Annotated in this window: 15 protein-coding genes and 1 pseudogene; 13 read left to right on the top strand and 3 right to left on the bottom strand. The window is 61.9% G+C overall.

The window, feature by feature from the left end; all coding sequences use genetic code 11:
- Positions 1-19: 19 nt before the first annotated feature.
- The 3 genes from LDN70_RS12650 to rsmD are packed head-to-tail and all read left to right on the top strand — an operon-like array spanning position 20 to position 3,935.
- Complete coding sequence (locus LDN70_RS12650; protein ID WP_223940467.1) at positions 20-1,090, top strand: DAK2 domain-containing protein; 1,071 nt, start codon at positions 20-22, stop codon at positions 1,088-1,090.
- Positions 1,080-3,335: an ATP-dependent DNA helicase RecG gene (locus tag LDN70_RS12645; RefSeq protein ID WP_223940466.1), complete on the top strand. Its 2,256-nt coding sequence runs from the start codon at positions 1,080-1,082 to the stop codon at positions 3,333-3,335. The genes LDN70_RS12650 and LDN70_RS12645 overlap by 11 nt, the downstream gene beginning before the upstream one ends.
- Before the next feature lie 33 nt (positions 3,336-3,368).
- Entirely contained in the window at positions 3,369-3,935 is a 567-nt protein-coding gene (gene rsmD, locus LDN70_RS12640) for a 16S rRNA (guanine(966)-N(2))-methyltransferase RsmD (RefSeq protein WP_223940465.1), read from the top strand.
- 12 nt (positions 3,936-3,947) lie between these two features.
- Here the strand turns inward: rsmD and LDN70_RS12635 are convergent, their stop codons facing one another.
- Together LDN70_RS12635 and LDN70_RS12630 are read right to left on the bottom strand one after the other, a co-directional pair.
- A complete protein-coding gene (locus tag LDN70_RS12635; RefSeq protein WP_187697164.1) occupies positions 3,948-4,742 on the bottom strand; it encodes a spermidine synthase in 795 nt (264 codons plus the stop codon).
- Positions 4,739-6,004: an aminotransferase class I/II-fold pyridoxal phosphate-dependent enzyme gene (locus LDN70_RS12630; protein WP_502773745.1), complete on the bottom strand. Its 1,266-nt coding sequence runs from the start codon at positions 6,002-6,004 to the stop codon at positions 4,739-4,741. Before LDN70_RS12630 ends, LDN70_RS12635 begins: the two co-directional genes overlap by 4 nt.
- A gap of 35 nt (positions 6,005-6,039) precedes the next feature.
- Between LDN70_RS12630 and coaD the strand changes: the two genes are divergently transcribed.
- The 9 genes from coaD to LDN70_RS12585 all read left to right on the top strand — a co-directional run bounded on the left by coaD (position 6,040) and on the right by LDN70_RS12585 (position 12,427).
- Positions 6,040-6,540: a pantetheine-phosphate adenylyltransferase gene (coaD, locus tag LDN70_RS12625; RefSeq protein WP_142938752.1), complete on the top strand. Its 501-nt coding sequence runs from the start codon at positions 6,040-6,042 to the stop codon at positions 6,538-6,540.
- A gap of 166 nt (positions 6,541-6,706) precedes the next feature.
- Positions 6,707-7,234: a YceD family protein gene (locus LDN70_RS12620; protein ID WP_142938753.1), complete on the top strand. Its 528-nt coding sequence runs from the start codon at positions 6,707-6,709 to the stop codon at positions 7,232-7,234.
- 33 nt (positions 7,235-7,267) lie between these two features.
- Complete coding sequence (rpmF, locus tag LDN70_RS12615; protein WP_011775139.1) at positions 7,268-7,471, top strand: 50S ribosomal protein L32; 204 nt, start codon at positions 7,268-7,270, stop codon at positions 7,469-7,471.
- Positions 7,472-7,494: 23 nt separating this feature from the next.
- Positions 7,495-8,205: a ribonuclease III gene (rnc, locus tag LDN70_RS12610; protein WP_142938754.1), complete on the top strand. Its 711-nt coding sequence runs from the start codon at positions 7,495-7,497 to the stop codon at positions 8,203-8,205.
- A 6-nt stretch (positions 8,206-8,211) separates the two neighbouring features.
- Positions 8,212-9,183, top strand: a complete 972-nt coding sequence (gene mutM, locus LDN70_RS12605) for a bifunctional DNA-formamidopyrimidine glycosylase/DNA-(apurinic or apyrimidinic site) lyase (protein ID WP_223940464.1) — start codon at positions 8,212-8,214, stop codon at positions 9,181-9,183.
- A 46-nt stretch (positions 9,184-9,229) separates the two neighbouring features.
- Positions 9,230-9,367, top strand: a complete 138-nt coding sequence (locus tag LDN70_RS12600; RefSeq protein ID WP_160147638.1) for a hypothetical protein — start codon at positions 9,230-9,232, stop codon at positions 9,365-9,367.
- Positions 9,364-10,095, top strand: coding sequence for a hypothetical protein (locus LDN70_RS12595; protein ID WP_166840306.1), 732 nt, complete (start codon positions 9,364-9,366; stop codon positions 10,093-10,095). Before LDN70_RS12600 ends, LDN70_RS12595 begins: the two co-directional genes overlap by 4 nt.
- Before the next feature lie 80 nt (positions 10,096-10,175).
- The gene (locus LDN70_RS12590) at positions 10,176-11,402 is read left to right on the top strand and encodes an MFS transporter (protein WP_223942647.1); all 1,227 of its coding nucleotides are present in this window, start codon (positions 10,176-10,178) and stop codon (positions 11,400-11,402) included.
- Positions 11,399-12,427, top strand: coding sequence for a hypothetical protein (locus LDN70_RS12585; RefSeq protein ID WP_223940463.1), 1,029 nt, complete (start codon positions 11,399-11,401; stop codon positions 12,425-12,427). Before LDN70_RS12590 ends, LDN70_RS12585 begins: the two co-directional genes overlap by 4 nt.
- A gap of 5 nt (positions 12,428-12,432) precedes the next feature.
- Here the strand turns inward: LDN70_RS12585 and LDN70_RS12575 are convergent.
- Positions 12,433-17,350: pseudogene (locus LDN70_RS12575) on the bottom strand (DUF4082 domain-containing protein).
- 349 nt (positions 17,351-17,699) lie between these two features.
- On the opposite strand from LDN70_RS12575, the gene smc reads away from it, so the two are divergent.
- A complete protein-coding gene (gene smc / locus LDN70_RS12570) occupies positions 17,700-21,278 on the top strand; it encodes a chromosome segregation protein SMC (protein WP_223942645.1) in 3,579 nt (1,192 codons plus the stop codon).
- The last annotated feature ends 4 nt before the right edge of the window (positions 21,279-21,282 follow it).

Genomic DNA, 21,282 nt, shown 5'->3' with positions numbered 1-21,282 from the left:
CGCCGCGAATGCGCACGCCATGAAACGTTGGCTCGGCAAGGCGGAGGTGGTCCTCGGCAATCACAGCGACCGTCTCAACGCGATTAACATTTTTCCTGTTGCCGATGGCGATACCGGAACCAACCTCTATCTCACCGTCCGGGCAGCCGTCACTGCTTTGGGTGGCACGGCAACTGATGCCGCGGAAACCGGCAACGATGTCGGCGCCTTGCTGTCGCGTGCCGGGCAGGCAGCCATGGAACAAGCACGGGGTAACTCGGGCACGCTCTTTGCCGTTTTCCTGTGCGCCGCCGCAGAGCCTCTGGTTGGTAAATCGCGCCTCAGTGCACCACTGCTTGCCACCGCATTGAACAGGGCGCAGATCAGGGCCTGGTCCGCGCTCAGTGAGCCGGTTGCCGGCACTATGCTCTCCGTCCTGGAGGCGGCCGCCCATGCTGCCCAAGCAGTGGACGCCTCCCAGAGCGGCGATGACAGCAACCATGCCTTGGGGCTTTCACTTGACGCCGTGGCGGAGGCCGCCTACCAAGCTGTTGTCCGGACAGAGGACGAGCTCGCACAGCTGCATGAAGCGCGCGTTGTGGATGCAGGGGGCGTGGGCATGCTGCTGGTGCTCGATTGCCTTCGTGCTGCCGTTTTGGGGGAGGAACTTCAGGATGAACTTCTGGACGGCCTCCACGGATACAAAATGCAGGACCCCCACATCCATGAGCACATGCCTGCCGATGACGGTGTGGAAGTCATGTGCACCATCAACCTTTCGCCCTTGAATGCGGCTATTCTCCGCCAACGTTTGGACGAGATGGGCGAATCCGTGATTATGAGCCAGGTTGGCGGTGCCCAAAGCAGCGATGATGACGACGACGAAACCGGCGTCGAAGTCAGCTATCGTTGGCGCGTTCACGTACATGTTCCCGATCCGGAGCCGGCTGTCGCCCTTATCCGCTCATTGGGAGAACCGACGGATATCGCGGTAAGCCAGTTGGCGATACCCCGCGACAACGAGCCGGCCTCTCAGGAAAGCTCCGGTGGTGCCAATGGCAGCGGTATCGAAGCCGTCAACGTCCCAGGCCAGTCACGGCATGAATTCTGAACTGGAACTGCCCCTCGAACGCAGGATTGGAAAGCGCTCTGCGGCTGTCATCGACAAACACCTGGGCCTTAAGACCACCGGGGCTTTGCTGAACTACTTCCCGCGCAGGTACTTGAGCCGCGGTGAGCTGACGCCCATCAGTAAACTCCCCCTGGATGAGGAGGTCACGTTGATTGCCCGCGTGCTGTCCAACAGCACGCGCCAGATGCGGGCCCGGCGTGGTTCCATCACAGATGTGGTGGTCACTGATGAGGCCGGGGGCGGCGGCGTTCCAGGTACCTTGAAGGTCAGCTTTTTCAACGGATTCCGGGCGAAGGCAGAACTTCTGGCTGGGCGGCGGGCCATGTTCTCGGGCAAGGTGTCCCGGTATGGTGGGGCTCTTGGCCTGACCAACCCGGACTTCCTTCTGCTGGATGAGGACCCTGAAGCCGAGGGCGCCGTAGACCCCGAAAAGCTCGCGGCCATGCCCATTCCCGTCTATCCTGCAACGGCTAAGCTGACCAGCTGGTCCATTCACAAAGTGATAACAGCGTTGCTCCAGACCATGGACCTGGATTCCCTGCAGGATCCCTTGCCGCAAAGCATCGTCCGAAGGGACGCATTGCTCAGCGTGGCTGAGGCATACCGTCTGATCCATTCACCCGAAACAGCCAAGGACTGGCAACAGGCCCAAGAACGCTTCCGATTTCAGGAAGCCCTCGTGCTGCAAACGGCGCTGGCACGCCGGCGCGCGCAGCTCGCCGCCGAGGAAGCCACTGCGCGCCGGCCGCGCGCGGGCGGTTTGCTCAGCAAGTTCGATCAAAACCTCCCTTTTACGCTGACCTCCGGCCAGGCCGCCGTCGGAAAGACACTGGCTGAAGAGCTCGGGCGAGATACTCCCATGAACAGGCTGCTGCAGGGTGAAGTGGGCTCGGGCAAGACGATCGTCGCCCTACGGGCCATGCTGCAGGTGGTTGACGCAGGCGGCCAGGCTGCCCTGCTGGCGCCCACGGAAGTATTGGCGGCCCAACATTTTCACTCCATCCGAAAGACTCTGGGGGTGCTGGCCCGCGATCAGATCTTTGGTGGTGCGGGCATGCTTGGCGGTGACTCGGCTCAGGAAGCCGTGCAGGTAACGCTCCTGACCGGTTCCATGCCCACGGCTGCACGCAAGCAGGCTATGTTGGATGCGGCCTCCGGGAATGCGGGAATCGTCATTGGCACCCATGCCCTGCTGAGCGACAAAACCAGCTTCCAGGACCTCGGACTGATCGTGGTGGATGAGCAGCACCGCTTTGGCGTTGAGCAGCGCGATGCCCTCCGCGCAAAGGCGCAGCGACCTCCACATTTGCTGGTCATGACGGCCACTCCGATTCCTCGTACGGTTGCCATGACAGTGTTTGGCGACCTTGAGACGTCCATTCTTGATGAGCTTCCAGCCGGGCGCGCACCTATTTCCACGCACGTGGTGGGACTCGCTGAAAATCCAGGCTGGGTGGACCGCATCTGGAAGCGTTCACGCGAAGAAGTGGACTCCGGTCACCAGGTCTACGTGGTGTGTCCCAAGATCGGTTCGGACGACGACGGCGACTTCAGTCCGGGCGAAGCGGAACCAAGCGAGGCCGAGCTCGCGGACGAAGGCCCGGCGCGGGAACTGGCATCGGTGACCTCCGTCGTCGACGCCCTCCTGCAGGAGCCGGCGCTGGCCGGCGTCCCCGTTGCCCCGCTTCATGGGAGGCAGGATCCCCAGGTGAAGTCCGAGACCATGGCGTCCTTCGCGTCCAACAACACCAAAGTACTGGTGTCCACCACCGTCATTGAGGTGGGCGTGGACGTCCACAATGCCACGCTCATGGTGATCCTCGATGCCGACCGTTTCGGTATCTCGCAGCTCCATCAGCTGCGTGGCAGAGTGGGCCGCGGGGGATTGCCGGGCACTTGCCTGTTGGTGACTACTTTGGAACCCGGGCATCCGAGTCGTCGGCGGCTCGATGCCGTTGCTTCAACAACTGACGGTTTTGAGCTGTCCCAGGAGGACTTGAAACTCCGAAGGGAAGGGGACATCCTGGGTGCTTCGCAATCGGGCGGACGGTCCACGCTGAAGTTGCTCCGCGTACTTGAGCACGAAGACATCATTGCCCGTGCACGTACTGACGCCCAACGCCTCGTATCGGAAGACGTGTCCTTGGACCATCAGCCGGCGTTGGCCGCCGCTATTGACGAATATTTGAACCCTGAGAAGGAGGCGTTCCTTGAGCGCGGTTAGAGATTCCTGGATGCTCGCACGCGGAGAATCCCGGTGAGCCGCATTATTGCCGGCGTTGGGGGTGGAAACCCGCTGACCAGCGTCCCTGGGACGGCCACGCGACCAACCACGGACAGGGTCAAGGAGGCTCTGTTTTCCCGTCTGGAATCCTTGGCCGTCATTGACGACGCCCGGGTTCTGGACCTTTATGCCGGTTCTGGAGCCTTGGGTATTGAAAGTGCCAGCCGAGGCGCCCGGAGCGTGGATCTGGTGGAGTTCGATGCCAAGGCCAGCGATGTCTGCCAGCGTAATGCGGACTTGGTGAACCAGCTGCTGCGCAGCAGGGCGGTCTCCGTGCACCGATCCAAGGTGGAGTCATTCCTGGAGCGGGCAAGCGATGCAGACAGGTGGGATCTGGTCTTTCTTGACCCGCCGTACCCTTTGGATGAGGCGGCGCTGAGTGCTGTGCTGGAGAAACTGGCGCCGCATATGGAAGACGGTGCCGTTGTAGTGGTGGAACGGAGTTCGCGGAGCCCGGAACCGCTCTGGCCTCAGGGTTTGGAGTGTTTTGCCGACAAGAAGTACGGGGAGACCAAACTGTGGTTCGCTGAGCCTGCCTAACGCTCGCGGGCCCTAGGCAGTAATCTTGTCCAGCTCCACGCCCGTGAGGACGGTTGCGGGGTGGGGGCCGCGGGCCAGTAGCTGCGCTGTCCATTCCGGAGACCACTGCTTGCGGGTGCCCACCAGGATGATGTTGCCGGGGTAGCGGCCGGCAAACATTCCTGTTTCAGCGAAGGCTGCAACATCAGCCATGGCTTGGCGCAGTGCGCTCACTTGGCTGCGTACCAGAGTCAGCGCAGGTTCGTCGCCCACGTTGACGATCAACACGCCGTCGGGCCGCAGCCGCGCCGCTGCTTCTTCGTAGAATTCCCTGCAGGCGATGTGGGCAGGGGCTTCCGGTCCGGAGAAAATATCGAGAATCACGACGTCGAACCCCACTTGGGCGGGAAGCTCACCTAGGGAGTCTCGGGCATCGCCGATGTGCGTGGTGAGGATGGTGCCGTCAGGCATGGGCAGCTTCTGAAGCACGAAGTCCAGAAGTTCGCGCTCAAGCTCCACGGCGTACTGTTCCGAGCCGGGGCGGGTGGCTTGGATATAGCGCGCCAAGGTAAGGGCACCGGCACCAAGATGGAGGGCGTTGATGGGTTGTCCGGGCTCGGCCGCCAGGTCCACCACATGCCCGATCCTGCGCAGGTATTCGTAGAAGATCTCTGAGGGATCGGCCAGGTTCACATGTGATTGCTCGGCGCCGCCGATGCTCAGGATGAACCCGCCCGCAACCAGTGTGTCGGCTTCGATCGTGGCGTGCTGTCCTGTGGTTCGGAGGAAGCGCGTGGCCTGGTGCTGGCCGGAGCCTGCGGCGTTCAGAGCCTGTCCTTCAAGGTGGCGAGCCGTTCGGCGGCTTGCTGGAGGACATCGGTCTTCTTGCAGAAGGCGAATCTCAGCAGGCTGCGCGTGCGTTCGGCTCCTGCCGGGTGGCAAAACACCGGAACCGGAATGGCTGCCACTCCAATGAGCCCGGGCAAGCGCCTTGCGAGGTCGACCGAGTCGTGGATGCCCAGGGGTGCTGTATCGACGTTGATGAAGTACGTGCCGCTCGGGTTGTACACACCGAATCCGGCAGCGCGCAGGCCCTCGGCGAGGATGTCGCGTTTTTCGCGGAGGGTGGCAGCGATGCCTGTATAGAACTCGTCTGGAAGGGCGAGGCCCACGGCGATGGCGCCCTGGAAGGGTGTGCCCGAGCTATAGGTCAGGAATTGCTTGACGGTGCTAACGGCGGCCACCAGCTGCTCCGGTCCGGTGAGCCAGCCAATTTTCCAGCCGGTGAAGGAGAAGGTCTTACCGGCAGAAGAAATGGTGATGGTGCGTTCTGCGGCGCCGGGCAGTGATGTGATGGGCAGGTGCGCCACGCCGAAGGTGAGGTGCTCGTACACTTCGTCGCTGACGATCATGGCATCGTACTTTTCGGCCAATTCCACGATCCTGGCTAGGACGGGCTCCGGGAAGACGGCACCTGTGGGGTTGTGCGGATTGTTCAGAAGGACGATTCTTGTGCGGCTGCTGAAGGATTCTTCCAAGACGTTGAGGTCGGGAAGAAAATCCGGGGCGAGCAAGGGGGCTGTGACATGCCGGCCTCCGGCCATGCCAATGATGGCCCCGTAAGAGTCGTAGAAGGGTTCGAAGGTCAGGACTTCGTCGCCGGGCTGGATGAAAGCCAGCAGGGTAGCTGCGATGGCTTCCGTTGCGCCCGTTGTGACCAGGACTTCAGTGTCCGGATCCGGCTCCAACCCGTAGAAGCGTTGCTGGTGTGAGGTGATGGCTTCCCTGAGGGCGGGAACGCCTTTGCCGGGCGCATACTGGTTGACGCCGGTTGCGATCGCTGACCTCGCCGCGGCCTTGATCTCCGCCGGGCCGTCTTCGTCGGGAAAGCCCTGGCCGAGGTTGATGGCACCGGTGGACAGTGCCAAGGTGGTCATTTCCTCGAAGATTGTCACTCCCAGATGTCCTCCCGGGGCGAGCAGGTTGGCGCCTGTGGCGGCACGCTGCCACGGTGCCGGTCGGGTGCCTCCGGGGGTGCCGGCGCTCATATCTAGGGAGGGGCTACTGCCTGCGGATGCCATGTCAGCCATGGTATCCCGGCAAAGTCATGGGGTAGGTTCGTCTCATGAGACGCGCGGTATGCCCTGGATCCTTTGACCCCATCCACAACGGACATCTCGAAGTCATTGCCCGGGCCGCCGGCCTGTTTGACGAAGTCATCGTGGCCGTGTCAACGAATTACGCCAAGAAGTACAGGTTTAGCCTTGAGGACCGCATGGAGATGGCCCGTGAAACGCTGGCTTCGTTGCGGGGCATCATCGTTGAGCCCATGGGCGAAGGGCTCTTGGCTGAGTACTGCCGTCACCGGGGTGTTTCAGCCATCGTCAAGGGTCTGCGGTCATCCTCGGATTTCGATTACGAGCTTCCCATGGCCACCATGAACCGCCAGCTGACTGGCGTCGAAACGGTCTTCCTGCCTGCTGAAGCGCATTACCTGCACCTTTCCTCCACTTTGATTAAGGAAATCAATGTGCTTGGCGGTGACATCTCCGATTTCGTCCCTAAATCTGTCCTGAAAAGGCTTCTGGCAGGCGAGCCGCCAGCGGAACAGTCTCGTAAGGGGTAGGCTTGACGGGTACCTTGCGCCTTAGCGCGGAGTTCCCCAAGCTGAAACCCTTGCGCATTTACCTGTGCCCGGGGCCGGTTTGAGTCCTCAAGCGTGATCAGGCTAAGATGGTACGTCGGTCATATGTTCTACAGGAGTTCTCATTAAGCGAGATGCAAGTTCGCCCTTGGCGCTAGTAGTCAAGGACCTTGGACGTAGTCCAGGGACCATGCGGACACTCAACGAGCATGTACCTGCGCCGAGTGACCTTGGTGTGGCGCTCATTGGCGTAAAGGAAGGCTCGGATGTCGAGCTGGATCTTCGTCTCGAGGCCGTACACGAAGGAATTCTGGTATCCGGAACCGTAGTCGTCGAAGTAACCGGCGAATGCGGTCGATGCCTGGATCCCCTTGCGTATGACCTTGAGGTCAATGTGCAAGAACTTTTCTTCTATGAAGGTGCTGAGCTTTCAGAAGAGGAAGACGATGAAGAGCAACGTCGAGTCGAGTACGATCTGATCGATCTTGAGCCGGTGTTGCGGGACGCAGTAGTCACAATGCTGCCGTTCCAGCCGGTGTGCCGGGAAGACTGCCAGGGCCTGTGTTCCGAATGCGGAGCGCGCCTGGAAGACGAGCCGGGGCACCACCACGAGGTCATTGACCCTCGCTGGGCTGCCCTAGCTGATCTGGCTAAGACTGACCGGCAAACCGATTAGTAAGTGTTCGTCTAAGAGAGAAATGAGATAGCCGTGGCTGTTCCCAAGCGGAAAATGTCTCGCGCAAATACACGCGCCCGCCGTGCCCAGTGGAAGGCAACTGCCCCCAACTTGGTCAAGACCATCGAAAACGGTCAGGTTACTTACAGCCTGCCGCACCAGGCAAAGGTCGTTACTGACTCTGCCGGCACCGCGCTGTTCCTTGAATACAAGGGCCGCAAGGTCGCAGACGCCTAATCTGCCGTACAGGCTGACTAAGGATGTCTTCAACTGAAGAGCTTCTGAAGCGTCTCGGTGTCTCGATTGACACCGAGACGCTTCGTCTTGCTCTGACACATCGCTCATATGCGTATGAGAACGGCGGGATTCCCACCAACGAGCGCCTTGAGTTCCTTGGCGACTCCATCCTGGGATTCTCGGTCACCGATTCTCTATATCGTGAGAACCCCTCACTGCCTGAAGGTGAGCTCGCCAAGCGGCGTTCCGCCGTCGTCAGTACCCGGGCGTTGGCCGGTATTGGCCGGGAGATCGGCGTCGGCGAGTTCATCTACCTCGGGCAGGGCGAAAAGCTGACCGACGGCAAGAACAAGGCCTCCATCCTGGCTGACACCATGGAGGCCCTGATCGGTGCCACGTACCTCTCGAACGACATCGAGACCGCACGGCAATTGGTCATGCGCCTGGTGGGCCCGCTCCTCAAGGACGCCGGTGCGCTTGGCGCAGGAACCGACTGGAAGACGAGCATCCAGGAGCTTACGGCGAGCAGGCAATTGGGCGCCATCCACTATGCCGTGGAAGGCTCGGGGCCGGATCACGCCCGGACCTTCGAGGCAGTGCTTAATATTGGCGGTACGCCCTACGGCCGGGGATCGGGCCATTCCAAAAAGGAAGCAGAGCAGGAGGCAGCCGCTGATGCCTGGCGTGCTCTGACTGCTTTGGACCCCACCTCCGCCGGTCCCGCTACGTCATAAACCCACATGCCTGAACTTCCCGAAGTAGAGGTAGTCCGACGCGGCTTGGCCCGTTGGGTGCGTGGACGTACCATCACCGGTGTTGACGTGCTGGATGCACGCTCCATCCGCCGGCACACCCTTGGTACCGAAGACTTCATCGGTAATCTTGAACACGCCACCGTTCTGGACGTTGTGCGCCGTGGGAAGTTCCTCTGGATGCCACTTGCCATGTCGGACTCGCCGGATCCCAGCACTGAAATCAACCGGGAAGACCTCCCCAAGGTAGCGCTCATGACCCATCTGGGAATGAGCGGCCAACTCCTCATGCAGGACCCGGACGTTGCGGACGAAAAGCACCTCAAAGTCCGAATCAGGCTAAGCAGCGCTGACGGCATGCCTGAACAACTGCGGTTCGTTGACCAGCGCATTTTCGGCGGCCTCTTTGTGACGTCCTTGGTGCCAACGCTCGACGGCGGTCCCGGTGGTCTGGGCGAAACGCCGCTGCCCGAGATCGCCGAGGAAGCGTCCCACATCGCCAGGGACCCGTTGGACCCCTTCTTCTCCTTCGATGCCTTCTACCGAAAGGTTAGAGGCCGTAAGACTGGCCTGAAGCGCGCGCTGTTGGACCAATCGGTGATTTCCGGCATCGGCAATATTTATGCGGACGAAGCCTTATGGCGTGCCCGCCTCCATTACGCAAGGGCAACGGACACACTTCGCAGGGCGGACGCGGAGCGGCTGATTGAAGCTGTGAAGGACGTCATGAACGCCGCCCTTGACGCAGGAGGAACAAGCTTCGACTCTCTTTACGTCAACGTCAACGGCGACTCAGGCTACTTTGCCCGTTCCCTCAATGCCTACGGCCGTGCTGGTGAACTGTGCAGCCGCTGCGAGGCAACAGGTTTGCGTAGCATCATGAAGCGGGAACAGTTCATGAACCGTTCCTCCTACACCTGCCCGGTGTGCCAGCCGCGGCCGCGAAATGGACGTTGGTAGGGCCAAAACTGTTCCCGAATCGGGGCGGCAATGGCAGACTGTCCCCATGAACAGCTTGGCGCTTCGAATCGCCATCGCAAACGTCAACGCCACCACAATGCGGGTGGCGTCAGTTCTACCCGCAGTGTTTTCCGAAACGGCCCATCAACCTGTTGCCCAGCCCGTCACCCCGGACATGCCATGATGGCGCGGCGGCTGGTCATTGCGGGTATTTGCCTTGCTGTGCTGATCGCCGCCGTAGCCATCATTTTGGATCAGATGGCAGCGAAGCCCGGGCCGACGGCCGCCCAAAGCACATCGTCTTCGGCCCCAACCCCAGGCTCCAACGCCACCGCTTCAGGGACCCCGACCCCAGGTGGTGCCGGGGAGCCCGCCCAGTCCGGCAGCCCGGCGTCGGGCACTGAAGGCAGCGGCGGCAGCAGCAGCGACAACAGCACCGAAGGTACCAGCAGCGAGGGCGGCCCTTCCACGGCTAAGCCGCTTGAGGTCCTGCCGCCGGTCACGACCACCCCCACCGGCTTGCCCGAACCTTCCGCCCCCGCGCCGTTGATTACCGGCTCCTTGCCCCAGCCGGGAAGTGCGGCCGGTGAAGTGGTGGACGGTTGGCCGGCCGGCGTCCTGACCTTGCCCGAAGGTACAACAATCGGCTCCACGTCAGTCTCGACCTCCGGTGATGTCCTCCAGGTTGCCGCGGATGGCGTCATCGGCAAACCACAGGCTGAGGTTCTGGCGAACTTCCGCCAGTCCTTGGTGGCCCATGGATTCTGGTTCGAGGCGGCGCCGGCGGCGGAGGGGGCGATGGCCGAACGGTTCGTTCGTGGCACGGATACGGTCACGGTGTCAGTGACGACGACAGGTACAGGCAACTCCCGTTTCCAACTTTTGGGCAGCCTGCGCACGGCGGCGGACTAGGAGCTGCGATGTACATTTCACTCTCGGACCGAGGCAAGCGGGACAAACCGGAGGGAGCACGAACGGCACTAACAAGTGAAGTGCCGTTCCGTTTGTCCCCGGTCATCCTCTGGCTGGGCATTGTGAGCATGGTGACCGATGTTTCCTCGGAATCGGTCACCGCGATCCTCCCGTTGTACGTGACCGGATTCCTGGGTCTGTCCACCATTGCCTTCGGCCTCATCGACGGCATCAACCAAGGAGCCAGCGCGATTGTCAGGATCGCAGCCGGCTGGGCCGCCGACCGCAGCGGCCACCCCAAACGAATCGCCTTGGCCGGCTACGGCTTATCCATGCTCGCCAGGATCGGTTTCCTCTTCGCCGGCGGTTTCTGGGCGATCGCTGCGATAGTCACCGGGGACAGGATCGGCAAGGGCATTCGCACAGCTCCGCGGGACGCTCTGATCTCCGTGTCTGCACAGCCTGAACATCTGGCGCGATCCTTTGGCGTTCACAGGATGCTGGACAACATTGGCGCTGCAACCGGTCCGTTGATCGCCTTCTTTGTGTTGCTGATGATTCCCAACGGTTTCAGTACGGTGTTTGTGGTGTCTTTGGCTTTCGCGGTGATTGGTGTCGCCGTCCTGGCTCTGGTGGTGCCGGATATCAAAGCACGTGGTCTCCAAGGCACGGAGGACCGCGAGGAGCGGCGTTTGTTCGCTTTTTCCTGGAGTCACCTGAAGGAGCCGGGGCTGGGCAAGCTGCTGGTTGCTGCTGGCCTCCTGGGTTTGGTCACCATTGGTGACGGCTTTATCTACCTCGTCCTGCAGGCTCGGGATTCTTTCGCCGTACAGTGGTTTCCCCTGTTGTTCGTAGGCACCAACGTGGTGTTCCTGGCGTTCGCCGTTCCGTTGGGCAGGCTCGCGGACAGGGTGGGGAAAATTCCGGTGTTCGTGGGTGGGCACCTTGCATTGCTGGCAACGTATCTCCTGGCGGCAGCACCTTTTTTCGGAGGGCTCTGGGCAACCATTGGCTGTCTGGTCCTTCTGGGGGCGTTCTACGCGGCCACGGACGGAGTTCTGGCGGCCTTGGCGAGCCAACTGACGCCCCCGGGAAAGCTTGCCTTGGGCATCGCATCCGCACAGACGGTGGTGGCCCTCACCCGGATGACGGCATCGGCAGGTTTTGGTGTCCTGTGGTACGCAGTAGGTGCTCCAACGGCCATGGTGGCAGCGGCCGGTTTGCTCGCTTGCGCTGTGGTGGCTGTGGCTTTCATCCTGCGTGGCGCCCGGGTGGCACCGGCAGGGGACGTGAGTGACGGGGCATGAGTGGCGCGCTGGCTCAAAGTAAGTTGCGGTGGGGCGCACTCCTTGCTGTCACGGCACTGGTCCTGGTGGCGGCCGGTATTTATGCTGTGGGCGCGTACCAGCGTTTTGAAGAGAGCCGAACTGCCGCTTCATCAGTAGGCGTCACGGCAGGCCAGCCTCTTCCGGCAGGCCCGTTTATCCTTTTTCGGAATACAGCGTCGGGCCAGGGATACGGCAAAGCAGCTACAGTCCCGCTGTCGGCTCCTGACGGTCCCCGGGCCGTGAGTGAGCATGAGTGCGATCGTGTTTACGGAACACCGGAGAAAGTGGTGTGCCTGAGAACAAACCGGGGCTTGGTAACAGCGTTTGAAGCTGAGGTCCTGGACCGCAATTGGCAGCAACAGCGTTCATGGCCGGTCCCGGGAATTCCCAGCAGGACCCGCATCAGTCCTGATGGGTCCATGATCGCCACAACGGTATTCGTCTCCGGCCATTCCTATGCCGCCGCGGGGTTTTCGACCGCCACAGAGATCAGCTTCCCGGACGGCACCTCAGGAAACCTTGAGGACTTCGCCTTGATGGTCAATGGTGAGCGGGTTCTTGCCACGGACAGGAACATATGGGGTGTGACGTTCGCTCCAGGCCAGGGTGATGTCTTCTACGCCACTGCCGCTTCTTCCGGACGCATCTGGCTGGTGCGGGGGAGCCTGTCCGACAGGACCTTGACAGCTATTCACGACAACGTGGAGTGTCCGTCCATTTCCCCTGACGGTACACGAATTGCGTACAAGAAGAACGACGGCGGGGCGCTGGCGCCGCACTGGAACGTCGGTGTGCTGGAGCTGGCCACGGGACAGGAAACCGAGCTCTCAGAGAAGCGCAGCGTTGATGACCAGATCGAGTGGCTGGATAACCAGAACCTTCTTTATGGTTTGGCTGACGAAACCACCGACGGAGACAGCAACATCTGGAAGCTGGGAACCGGACCCGGCTCCCAGCCCAGTTTGTTCATCGCCCATGCGTGGTCCCCGGGCGTTGTTCGCTAAAGCCGTCAGCAGACCCGCAACAGCCCGCAGAGTAGCCCGCCTGATTGCGTGGGACTGGGTGTCGGGCTCGGTGACGGACTAGGAGTTGGCGTCGCTGTGCCTGTCGCAGTCGCCGTGGGGGTCGGTGCCGGTGTCACTGTGGGGGTGGCTGTAGACGACGGAGCTGGCGCGGCCAACTGCTGCTGGGCCGGCGCAGTGGTTGAGTACACCACGTCCACAAAGTAGTTCGTGGCGTTCCACGAGTTAGTGGGCATGGCGCCTCCCGAGCCGTACCGGTACCGGCCGTTGTTCGGACCGGTGGCGGTGAAGACCCCACTTGTCCAGGTCTGGTTGAAGAAGCCTTGCGTCGAAGAGTAACGGCCATTCGGTGCCCGGTAGGACACCACGTAGGTTTGGCCGGTCGCCAGTGCCACTGGTGTGGCCAAGGTGGCGGTTTGCCAGCCCGTGGCCGTCTCGTTGGTGAAGGTCACTTGCGCCAGACGGGTGCCTGCCGAGTTCCACAGCGAGCCAACGTGGGTTCCAGTGTTTCCAGCTCCCTTGTAGAAGCGGATTCCCGTCACGTTCCCGGCTTGGGACACCGTAAAGGCGGTACCCAATTCGACAGGCATGAAGTCCGATGTTGTGGCAACCTGTGGAACCAGCGACCCGAAAATTGTGGATTGCTGGACGGCCGGGGCCGCAGTAGTGAATTGCCATGTAGTGGTGGGGAAAGCTTGCCCCTGTTGGGACAAGACATTCGCCACGCTTGCAGTAACCACAGTGCTGGCGGGCAGCGCCGCTGCGGGGGTGAACGTCACGCTCCGGTTGTCGGCGGATAGGGCTGCCGCCCCGGCGATCGGGCCGCCATTTGCCGTCAGGGTGAACGAAGCGCCCGGCCGTATGGCTGATGAGAAAGTGATCGACGGTTTGACGTCAACCGGAATCCCAGTAGCCCCCCGGTGCCGGAACTTGCTCGGAAATCGTCAATGGTGGCGTGGTCACCGTGAACACCAGATCCACCAGGTAATTGGCAGTAGAGGATGCATTGGGGAAGTCACCGCTGTAGGAGAAGGCTCCGGAATCGGAAGCCGCACGGAGCGGACCACTTGTCAGGCCGGCACCAAATCCGCCTGAGCTGTAGGAGTACTTGCCGGTGGGAGACTTGTAGGCCACCACGTACTCTGTATCTGCTTCGATGCTCACTGGCTGGCTGAACGACGCAGTCTGCCATCCTTGACTGGACTCGTTGGCGAAAGTCACGGTTGCCAGTAACTGCCCGGCCGTTGTGTACAGCGAGCCCGTGTGCGTTCCGGTGTTACCGGCCGCCTTGTAGAACCGCACGCCGGTGACCTGCCCGGCGGTGTCGCTGGCAAACCGGACACCGAGGGACAAAGGCACGCCGTCATTCGCATCCGGAGTGGTGGGAGTCACAGTGTCCTGGAAGAGCGTGCAGGGGCAAACCCCGGGCGTTCGCGGAGCCGGAACAGTGGTGAAGGTCCACGTGCTTCCGCCGGACATCGGCTGGCCGGACACCGAAGTCGCAGTAACTGTTGCCGTGTAGGACGTCCCGGCGGCCAAGGGTGCAGCCGGGGTGAAGGTGACCTTGCGGGTGGCTTGATCATAGGTGGCGGACCCTGCTACCGAGGCTCCACCGGTGACTTTCAGTCCCAGTGTGACGCTGGATGCGACTGCTTCCTCGGAGAGCACTGCACTGACCGCGGAGCTCAAGGGAACGCTGGCCGCGTTGGGTAGCGGGGACTGTGAACCGACAGTAAACGGCGGGTTGGGGACGGTGACCACCACATCCACCAGGTAGCTGGAGGTGGACCGGGAAGAGGCAAAATCGCCGCTGTACGTGTAAGCGCCTGCGTCGGAAGCAGCCCTCAGCGGACCCACACTCATCCCTGATCCGAAACCATTGGTTGTGGCTGAATAGGTGCCGGTCAGTGACTTGTAGGACACGATGTAGTCCGTATTTGCGGCCATTTGGACAGGTTGACTGAACATCGCGGTTTGCCAGCCGGAGGCGGTCTCATTCGTGAACGCGACCGTTGCCAGTTGCTGGCCGGTGGCCGAGTAGAGGGCGCCGTTGTGGGTTCCTGTGTTCCCCGCCGACTTGTAGAAGCGCATGCCCAGAACCTCACCCGCCGAGACACTGGAGAACCTCACGCCAAGCGTCAGGGGAACCCCTTCACGCAGTTCGGCGATGCCGGGAGTGACCGAGTCATTAAAGAGACTGCACGGGCAGGCGCCGGGGACCGGCAGCGTTGCTGCTGTGGTGAAGGTCCAGGTTCCGCCGGCTGTTACCGGACCACCAATTGAATCGGTGCCGGATAAGGTTGCGGTGAATTGGGTGCTGAAGGCTAAAGCGTTCGACGGCGTGAACGTCGCCCGACGCGTGGCGGCGTCGTACGCCGTGGTGCCTGCTACCGGCCCCGACGGCGACTGCACGGTCAGTTGCACACTGGCGGCAGTGACGGGCTTGGAGAAGACCGCGCTCACCTTCGTGTCAACAGGAACACTCGAGGACGAGGGAATGGGGGAATGTCCCGAAACGGTCATAGGCGAGCTGTCCACGGTGCTGAAAAGAGCATCAGCGAAGTAGTTGCCGCCGTTATAGCTGGCGGTGGGGAAGCTTTGGGATGTTGCATAGACACCGGCCGGTTCGGCCCCGAATCCTCCGGCCACCTTCAGCGGGGGATCGGCGGATCCGAAGCTCGCCCACTGGAAGTCCTTGGTGGCGTAGTGACCGTTGGGTGCCCAATAGGAGACCGTGTACTTTTGTCCGGCCGCCACCGGAACAGCTTGCGTAAAGAGTGCGGTCTGCCACCCCGAAGCCGTTTCATTCGTGAAGGTCACTGTGGCCAGGCGCTCGCCGGTGGAGCTCCACAAGGATCCTGTGTGCGTTCCCGTGTTGGCAGCACTCTTGTAGAAGCGAACCCCTGTGATGAAGCCATCCACAGAGGGAGTGAACCGGAGGCCCATCTCATAGGCGCCTCCGTCACCGGAGTCTTTGACCGTTGGAACGGTTTGGCCGAAGACGCTGTAGGGCCCACTGAGAGTCAGGTTTCTGACGGTGGCCGCCCCGATGTTGGCACTATCGTCGATGGCCCGGGCCTGAATGGTTGCCGTGGCGAAGCCCGTTTGGACGTAGCTGTATGTCCAATTTTGCTTGCCTTGGGCAGGATGCCACGTGGTGCCGCCGTCGGTGGAGACTTCCACGCCAGCGATCACGCCGCCCACATCGGCGGCAGTTCCCGTTACTGTGACGCTGCTTCCGTGGGCCACCGTTGCACCATTGGCCGGCGCTGTGATGGCGGCCGTGGGCTTGGTGGTATCGGTGCTCGGTGCTGCCGCAACCAGACCGGCAGCCCTCGTGGCGGGCTGTGCACCCATATCGGCCAGTAGGTTGACCTGTGCCTGCCTCATGCGTACATCGGCCGCTGCACCATTGCCGTCGTGCTCCTGGTCCAGGCCCCAGGTCCATTGGACACTGCCTGCAGAAAAGACCAAGGCTCCGCTTGCTGCCCGGTAAAGAGTCACATTGTGCGTGGTGCTTCCCGGAGCCACTGTGTTGCCGAAGTCCTGAAGATATTGTGGAACGTTCCCCACGGTGGTGGACAGCTTGACCAGACCCGCAGGCCTGAACCCGTTGTCCAGATCTTCATTTGACTCGTATCCGATGGTGTGGGGAGCCAATGCTGCCGAAGAACCAGCCGGAAGCGACGCCAACGACGTATTGCGCCATAGGCGGGCCTTCCCTTCCTGAGCCGAGACTGTCACCGGCAGGTCTGAAAAGTTTGACATGTACAACGTGCCTGTCAGGCCGTTTTCGGGAAGGCCTCCGCCGTTGGCTTGGGACGCGAAGCGAGGATCACGCCAGGTGCCTGTCCACTGGGCAGTGGGATCAATCTTTTCGTTTGCCCACGTCTCCTTGTAGCACGTCAGGGTGCGGTTGGCTGCACCGTCAACCGCAGACGGCTCAAACCGTGTTCTCCAGTACATTTCGTTACCGGAGAGAAATTGAAGATTCACTCCTGCATCCCTTGCAGCAGTGACGTTCGCACGTTGCGGTCCCGACCAGTATTCGTCGTGGCCTACTGACAGGAACACCTTGTGGTTCAGCAGCTCTGCGCCATTGCGGTCCGCGTCCAGGCCGCTGATGTAGCTGACGTCGTAACCATTCTGTTCCAGGAAACGCACCATGGGGTATTCGTTGGCGAAGTAGAAATCCCGGCCATCCGGTCCTCCCCTGGTGGCCACGGGGCGGTTATAACTGACTTTATAGGCACGGCCGTTGACGCCTTGGTAGAAGTCAGCACCGCCGTATGAGTTGTAGGCCTGCCACGTCTGGTCAGCGGTTTGGAAGATCACAGCGGAACGGTTTCCGTCGTTGCGCACAATGAAGGTGATGTGGCTCTTCGCCCCCGTATCGGGCCGCTTCAGCAGGGCGATATAGACCCCTGAGACGGCTGTGGCCGGCACCTGCCACGTTGCGGAAACCGCCCAGGTTCCGCAGTCATATATGCCGGTGGTGGCGTCACTCCGGCAAGCTGGCTGGTTTTGCCGCAGCACCGAAGGCACTACGTCGGCGATCTTGCGCGCCCCCTGGCCGCCATACCAGCCTGTTCGATAAATCGCAATGGTGTAGCTCGGGGCACTCGTATCCACCTTGAAGCGAATGGGTTGCCCCGCATTCACACTGATTTCGGTGGAAAAGCCCTGAATGCTGTCATCGCCGGCACCGCTGATGTCCCATTCCGACGGCGGACTTCCGGCCTTAGAGTTCTCGCACGCCACGAGGTTCACCACGGGGTCGCAGGGCCCTGCCGCAACTGCAGCTGGTGCGGTAAGGGGCAGCAGGGCCGCCGTCATGCCAATCACCAAGGGAACAAGAAATCCCCTGAAGACTCGCTGTGATCGGGTAGCTGAACGACCGGGCATGAGAACTCCTGGAGTGGTACGCCAATTGCCAAGACAGGCCACGCAATTAAGCGCAGCCCCTGCTTTGCCGCTCCCCAGCCAGGGTCAAGCCAAGATCTTCAGTTATGAAACCCAAGGTTGGCACCGATGATTGTTCCGTAGATCGGGACCGGATCCAGCAATAACCGAACCGAAGTTCAAGCAAAAGCCGGATCACAGGAACGAATCCGCCAAGTAACCCTTGGCAGGAGTGTAGGGGCGTGGCATGCCGCCCGCAAGAGCTTCCGCTTGCAGATCAGCATATTTCGCACAAACCGCAGTAGATTTAGTGGATACAGACACCCGGGCCACCCAGGAGAACCGAAGCACCTTGCACTTGAAAAGTTTGACTGTCCGAGGATTCAAGTCGTTTGCGTCGGCCACGACCTTCGACTTTGAACCTGGCGTCACCGCCGTCGTCGGGCCCAACGGATCGGGCAAATCCAATGTGGTGGATGCCTTGGCCTGGGTCATGGGAGAGCAGGGCGCCAAAACCCTCCGGGGTGGCAAGATGGAAGACGTCATTTTCGCAGGTACTTCTGGCCGCCCACCGTTGGGCCGGGCCCACGTCGCCCTGACCATTGACAACGCAGACAACGCGCTCCCCATCGAGTACAGCGAAGTCACTATCTCCCGCACTCTGTTCCGTACCGGTGGGTCCGAGTACGCCATCAACGGCGCCCCGTGCAGGCTGTTGGACATTCAGGAACTTCTCTCCGATTCCGGCTTGGGCCGTGAAATGCACGTGATCGTGGGACAAGGCCAGCTGGACCGCGTACTCCATGCCACCCCCGAGGACCGCCGGGGCTTCATCGAGGAAGCAGCGGGAATCCTCAAGCACCGCCGCCGCAAGGAAAAGACGGTCCGCAAGCTCGAAGCCATGCAGGCCAATCTCGCACGGCTCGGTGACCTCACGGCAGAAATACGTCGGCAATTGACTCCGTTGGGCAAACAGGCGGAGATAGCCCGCCGCGCCCAAACAGTCCAGTTCGACGTCCGGGATGCCCGCGCCCGGCTTTTGGCGGACGACCTTGTCCAACTGACAACCACCCTTGAAAAGGACGTTGCAGACGAAGCCGCCCTCAAAGAGCGCCGCCGGGTGGTTGAGGCAGGGCTTGGGACGGGTCGGCGCCGCCAAGCGGGATTGGAGCAGCAAGCCGCCGAAGCCACGCCGCGACTCAATGCCGCACGGGAGCAGTGGTACCAGCTTTCGGCCAACCGGGAACGACTCCGCTCACTCGGATCCTTGGCCAGCGAACGCAGAAGACTCCTGGGTTCCGCGGAGGCCTCACCGGACACCGGACGTGACCCCGAACAACTCGAGCGCCAGGCTGCCCGGGTCCGTGAGGAACAGACTGCCCTCGAACACGACATCCTCGCCAAGCAGGCGGCTCTTCTTGAGGCAACGGTTGCAAAGGACTCGGCCGAGGCGCTCGCAGCTGCGGAGGACAAGCGCCTAACAGCCATGTTGAGGGCGGCCGCCGACCGCAGGGAGGGGCTGGCCAGACTGGCAGGCCAGGTGGCCGCGGCCAGGTCCCGGGCCGAAGCTGCCGAGGCCGAACGTGGTCGCCTCAGGGAATCCCTCGCTGCAGGTGACGAACGGCGCCGCAAGGCGCAGAGCGAGTTCACTGCCCTCGAAACGCAAGTGGCTGGCGTTGAAGATGGCGAAGAGAGCCTCGACGCTGACTACGAGAATGCCAACGAGGTCCTGGATGCAGTCCTCGCGGAGATCGAGGAACTGAAAGCTTCCGAGCGGGAAGCTGTCCGCGAGCGGGACGCCCTGACGGCACGACGCGATGCCCTTCAACTCGGGCTCAACCGCAAGGACGGGGCGGGAAGTCTTCTGACGGCTGAGGGCGTTCTTGGACCGTTGGCGGCGCTGGTATCCATCGAGCCGGGATACGAGGCCGCCATAGCTGCCGCCTTGGGCAGTGCCTCGGACGCCTTGGCGGTTGCCGACACCGACAGCGCCCTGGCAGCCATCCGCCTGCTGAAGGATAACGACGCGGGGCGGGCATCACTGCTTCTTCCCGGAAGTACTTCCCCCGGTGAAGATCCCGGCACCAACCTCGAGCTTCCCGCCGGCTGCCGTTGGGCTGCCGACGTGGTGAAGATCGCTGATCCTGTTGCCCAAGGCGCGCTCGGGCTCCTGGTCCGTACCGCCGTCGTTGATGATGTTGCGGTGGCGGCAGCTCTCATCGCAGATAATCCACACCTCAGGGCGGTGACCCGCGAGGGTGACGTTTTTACCTCCCTGACCATCACAGGAGGATCTGCCACCGCGCCGTCGCTGCTGGAAGTTCAGGCGGCAGTGGACGACGCCGTTGCCCGGCTCCAGGAGGTCACGGCCCGTCTGGAACGTGGACGCTTCGCCTTGGCCGCCGCTCAAACCCGCCGTGCCGAAGCGCAGGACCGCGCGGACGCCGCTTTGGAGCGGTTGCATGAATCGGATGCCCGCCTTGCCGCTGTTGCTGAGCGCCTGGGTCATCTCAACTCCGTTCTTCGCAGCGCTGTGGGCGAAAGCGAACGGCTCGCCACGTCCATGGCCAAGGCCGAAGCCAACATCGCAGAAGCCCAACTTGACCTTGAAGTCGCCGTGGAACGCCTCGCTGCGGCCCAGGAAGCACCTGACGAGGAACCATCCACGGAACAGCGGGATGAACTCGCTGTCCAGGCCAGGACTGCCCGGGCATTGGAAACCGAAGCCCGGCTTGCCCTCCGGACATCCGAGGAGCAGTTGGGAGCCATCAGCAACCGGGCGGCATCGCTTGAGCGCGCCGCGGCTACCGAACGGCGTGCCCGTGAGGAGGCCGCCCGGCGCGCGCAACGCCGACGCGCGCAGGCGCAGCGTGCGGCGGCGGTCGCGTCCGCTGTGGAGCAGACCCTCAGGTTCATCGACGTTTCAGTTGACCTGGCCGACTACGATCGCGACCTTGCCGAGCAAAAGCGGGATGAGTTGGAGAAGGAACTCGCTGAGGTTCGCTCGGGCAACGACGCCTTGGCGCGGGAGCTTGCCGAGCTAACGGACTCGGTACACCGGGATGAGATGGCCCGGACGCAGCAGCGGCTCCGTATCGAGGCTTTGGAAAGCCGGTCCATTGAAGAGCTGGGACTCTCAGCCGAACAACTCATTGCCGATTATGGTCCGGATAAAATGGTGCCCCTGCCTCCCGGATCGGCTACAGATAAGTGGGCCGAACTCCGGGCGCCTGTTGACGAAAACGGTGACGCCATCATTGAGGGGATTCCGTTCGTCCGGGCAGAGCAGGAGAAAAGGCTGAAGAAAGCCGAGCGTGAGCTCGGGGCCCTTGGCAAAGTGAACCCGTTGGCGTTGGAAGAGTTCGCCGCCCTGGAAGAACGGCACCAGTTCCTGAGCTCGCAGCTGGAGGACCTCAAATCCAGCCGCAAGGACCTGTTGGACATCATCAAAGAGGTGGACAACCGTGTCCAGCAGGTGTTTACCGAGGCTTTTGCTGACACGTCAGCCCAGTTCGACCACGTCTTTGCCAGGCTTTTTCCCGGCGGTGAGGGCAGGTTGGTTCTCACGGACCCCGACGACATGCTTAATACCGGGATTGAAGTGGAGGCGCGTCCGGCGGGCAAGAAAATCAAGAGGCTCTCTCTGCTCTCCGGCGGGGAGCGCTCACTGACAGCAGTGGCGCTGTTGGTGGCCATCTTCAAAGCCCGCCCCTCGCCCTTCTATGTCATGGACGAAGTAGAGGCGGCGTTGGACGATACCAACCTGGGCCGGCTTATCACCATCTTTGAGGAATTGCGTGAGTCCAGCCAGCTGATTGTGATCACCCACCAGAAGCGCACCATGGAAGTGGCAGACGCGCTCTACGGAGTGACGATGAGGGGCGACGGCGTCTCAACCGTGATCAGCCAGAGGCTCGGTGCCGGGGCATAGCTTT

This window comes from Arthrobacter sp. StoSoilB22, from assembly GCF_019977315.1.
Classification (GTDB): domain Bacteria; phylum Actinomycetota; class Actinomycetes; order Actinomycetales; family Micrococcaceae; genus Arthrobacter.
This window is presented reverse-complemented; position numbering and strand designations above follow the sequence as displayed.

Excerpts from the sequence above, each read along its gene's own strand:
- LDN70_RS12650 (WP_223940467.1), top strand. The coding sequence starts at position 20 with ATGAAACGTTGGCTCGGCAAGGCGGAGGTGGTCCTCGGCAATCACAGC.
- LDN70_RS12645 (WP_223940466.1), top strand. The coding sequence starts at position 1,080 with ATGAATTCTGAACTGGAACTGCCCCTCGAACGCAGGATTGGAAAGCGC.
- LDN70_RS12630 (WP_502773745.1), bottom strand. The coding sequence starts at position 6,004 with ATGGCTGACATGGCATCCGCAGGCAGTAGCCCCTCCCTAGATATGAGC.
- coaD (WP_142938752.1), top strand. The coding sequence starts at position 6,040 with ATGAGACGCGCGGTATGCCCTGGATCCTTTGACCCCATCCACAACGGA.
- rnc (WP_142938754.1), top strand. The coding sequence starts at position 7,495 with ATGTCTTCAACTGAAGAGCTTCTGAAGCGTCTCGGTGTCTCGATTGAC.
- mutM (WP_223940464.1), top strand. The coding sequence starts at position 8,212 with ATGCCTGAACTTCCCGAAGTAGAGGTAGTCCGACGCGGCTTGGCCCGT.
- LDN70_RS12600 (WP_160147638.1), top strand. The coding sequence starts at position 9,230 with ATGAACAGCTTGGCGCTTCGAATCGCCATCGCAAACGTCAACGCCACC.
- LDN70_RS12595 (WP_166840306.1), top strand. The coding sequence starts at position 9,364 with ATGATGGCGCGGCGGCTGGTCATTGCGGGTATTTGCCTTGCTGTGCTG.
- LDN70_RS12585 (WP_223940463.1), top strand. The coding sequence starts at position 11,399 with ATGAGTGGCGCGCTGGCTCAAAGTAAGTTGCGGTGGGGCGCACTCCTT.